This window comes from Thalassospira sp. UBA848, assembly GCF_002295455.1.
Lineage (GTDB): Bacteria > Pseudomonadota > Alphaproteobacteria > Rhodospirillales > Thalassospiraceae > Thalassospira.
Genome location: NZ_DBGS01000018.1, coordinates 43,129 through 46,251 on the forward strand (window position 1 = coordinate 43,129; position 3,123 = coordinate 46,251).

Genomic DNA, 3,123 nt, shown 5'->3' on the forward strand with positions numbered 1-3,123 from the left:
TTGGGCATGCCGACACCAAGCGCATATATTTTGGCCGCGGTTCTGGTCGGACCTGCTCTTGCCAAGCTGGGGTATCCGCTTCTTCAATCGCATATGTTCCTTCTTTACTACGCGATCTTGTCGGCACTCACTCCGCCAATTGCTGTTGCGGCTTTGGCTGCCGCTGCCATCGCAGAAGAGGACCCCTTCAAGATAGCCTTTGATGCTGTCAAGCTGGCTGCGGTTGGTTTCCTGTTGCCATTCGTCTTTATATGGAACCCGGCCATCATCGGTGAGGGTTCGGGGCTACAAGTTGCCTTGGCGTTGATGGGCGGTGTTGTTGCTGCAATTTCGCTGGCAGTTGCCATTGAAGGATACCTCAATGGCAAGCAGAACAGGATTGCGCGGTGCATGTTTGTGGGTATTGCAGTGGCCTGTGTCGCGCCATTTATCTATGTCGCAATCCCCGGCATCTTCTTTGGTGGTGTGTTGCTTGTTCGTAATTACAACACTTCCTCAAATACATCCGACAAAATAACAGAGAGTCGAAAAGTTCCTGGAGCGTGATGTCGCTCTAGTGTGCGAAGAAGGTATGTGCCTTTGTGCCATACCTTCTTTTTTTTTGGTTTGTCGAAAATTGTCAGCTTTTCTGTCAATTCTGCAGATTTTTGTCATCTTTTGTGACAATCGATGACAACTTATCTGGCAATCGAAAATGCTAACGCATTGATTTCGCGATAAGTCGAATGTCAGCTTTTGTGGCACGTGACATGTCACGTGCCACAAAAGTTGTCATTCGTGCCATAAAAGCTGTCATTCGTGCCAAGAAGTTGACAACGATTTCGTTCTACTGCGGCTAGCTTCTTCTCACCTACATCTAGAGCATCAACGAAACAGCAATTAGCTGGTTTGTTGTTCACGCCGACCAGAAATTCGCGCCTGGAGTTTGACCAGGTTGGCCATGCGTTGCCTCAGCCCGAGCATAAATTAAGAAAACAGCCCCGAGTCTTATAAGTTATTCAATTGGCATCAGGTCTTTTCCAGGCTGGCTTAGCCTACAACAGGCTTCTTAGACCATTTCATTTCAAACCGAAATTAAAATATAAGTTGAATTATGTATTTTGAAAATGGATACAGAATTCGGATTTGTTTTCGAAAATACATAAAATTGTCAGTGGTTTGTTGAATGAGGTACCATTGTTGGTGGACTTCCAGAGAACTGATATAACCTTAGTTTTAATACAAAAAATGAGTCTGTGCTTGGACGCATTCTGTAAAGCTGATTTGGAAAATTCAGACTGCACGCGGATACAGAATAATTAGCCGGTAGTCTTTTGGAAAAAACTAAAATACTACCATTGGTAGATCTTCTGCCTTGAGGGCGTGTTGACAAAAAATCCTGTGGCAGGATTATGAAGGCCGAAATAAATCCGTAAACGGAGGCCCAAAAACGCAAAAAACCGATCCAGAGAACTGAACCGGTCAATTACGTCGCTAAAGCGAACAGTGTGATGACTCTCCTTTAGCACGTTGCCAAATCCAAGGCAAGCACTGCGTGTCAGCACGCCACGGGTGAGCTTTGCCTGCATCATGCGAAGGAGAAACTTATTATGAATCCGGTACGCCAAGTTGTAAGCCGCAGCAAAGGGCGAGTGCACGGTCTTTACTACAGCCGTAAGGTCAAACGTCTACTTCCCTGGGAATCTCAGCTTGAAAGAGATGCCCTCATCATTCTCGATCTCATTCCCGAAGTTGATGATATTGCGGTGCAGCCATTCAAATTGAACTACCAGTTTGATGGTCGGGAGAGAGTGTATTTTCCGGACATCTTGATCACTGGTGATTTCGGTCGGAAAGTAATTGAGGTCAAGCCCAAGCGCGACCTTGGGAAGCCGGAGAATTTGAAACGGTTTCCGGTTATCGAAACGGTACTAGCTGAAAAAGGCTATCAGTTCGAGATTTGGACGGAAGATGACATTCGGCGGGAACCAAGAAGTTCGAACGTCAGGTCCCTTAGTCCTCACCGCTTGAGTGCTTCTCCAGAGTTCGATGCGAGTAGGTTCAGGTCCTATTCCGAGAGCGCAGGAAGTTTCCTGATTCAGGATGTGGTGGAAATCATAGGTGAAGAGGCGACCCTTGATGACGCTTTGACACTGGTCGCAACGGGACAGCTTAAGCTCAATCTGGATGAAAAGATCGGGATGAAGTCCTCTGTCGAACTCGCGGACGAGGGAGGAAAGAAATGACGAGAATTCATCTTCCTGAAGGCTCTCGCCTCGCATTTCAAGGTGCGCAGTATAAGGTCGTGACTTTGACCGAAAACCAAGACGTTCATCTCAGTAGTCTGGATACGGGCGAGCCGCTGCTGATACCGTCTAAAGAGATTGCACAGGCAGTATTTGACGGTGAAGTCGAGATTTTGAGCGCCTTTCCCAATTATGCTCATCACCAGTTGGTCTCATTCGACTCTTTTAGCGATCAGGAGCGAGCTGAAGCCCGAGCCAGACTCGAGTTTGTCAGGCACGTGGATAAAGCTTCAGGTGCGAGCAATCTTAATCAAGCGGTTAGCTGTGTAATTCGGCGTTACGATCAAGATGGTTACGATGAACTTCCTTCAAAGCGCACCCTAATGCGCTGGTACAAATCCTGGATTTTAGGCGGGAAGGATATTCGTGCCTTGTTGCCTAGAAATTGTTTCAAGGGCCCGCGCCAGAGGCGTTTTGACAACCGACTTGAAAGTATCATTTGGGAAATTGTGCATGAACGGTATTTGAAGCCGGAATACAGTACTGGAACGGAGATTTATCGGGCTATCTGTCGCCGAATAAAAAAGGAAAATCAGACAGCGTCAGTTGGCATGAAGTTAAAAGCTCCCAGCCGTCGAACAATTTATCGGTACCTCAGCAAGCTGGACCCCTACGAGGTGCTGCTGGCCCATCATGGACAACAAGTGGCAGATCAAAAGTTTGGTCCTGTTGGTTCGGGGATTGGTACTGACTATCCCCTGGAGCGGGTCGAGATAGATCACCACCTGATTGACTTGTTAGTTGTCTACCCAAACGGTGATGTGATGGGCCGCGTTTGGTTGACGTTAGCCATAGACAGCTACAGCCGCATGGTGGTCGGCTTTGATATTAGCCCTGA

Annotated in this window: 3 protein-coding genes; all 3 read left to right on the forward strand. The window is 47.5% G+C overall.

Annotated features, from left to right (window positions below):
• Positions 1-6: 6 nt before the first annotated feature.
• Positions 7-546 carry a TRAP transporter large permease subunit gene (locus tag B2R48_RS02215; RefSeq protein ID WP_296997271.1) on the forward strand — a complete coding sequence of 180 codons (540 nt, stop codon included), beginning with the start codon at positions 7-9 and terminating at the stop codon, positions 544-546.
• A 1,043-nt stretch (positions 547-1,589) separates the two neighbouring features.
• Positions 1,590-2,225 (forward strand): TnsA endonuclease N-terminal domain-containing protein, encoded by a 636-nt coding sequence (locus tag B2R48_RS02220; protein WP_296997266.1) that lies wholly within the window; start codon positions 1,590-1,592, stop codon positions 2,223-2,225.
• Positions 2,222-3,123, forward strand: a 902-nt coding sequence (locus tag B2R48_RS02225) for a hypothetical protein (RefSeq protein WP_296997269.1), incomplete at its 3' end; no start/stop codon positions are given. The genes B2R48_RS02220 and B2R48_RS02225, both read left to right, overlap by 4 nt.

What these genes read in the sequence shown, in the direction of transcription:
- B2R48_RS02220 (WP_296997266.1), top strand. Translation starts at nt 1,590, where the DNA reads ATGAATCCGGTACGCCAAGTTGTAAGCCGCAGCAAAGGGCGAGTGCAC.
- B2R48_RS02215 (WP_296997271.1), top strand. Translation starts at nt 7, where the DNA reads ATGCCGACACCAAGCGCATATATTTTGGCCGCGGTTCTGGTCGGACCT.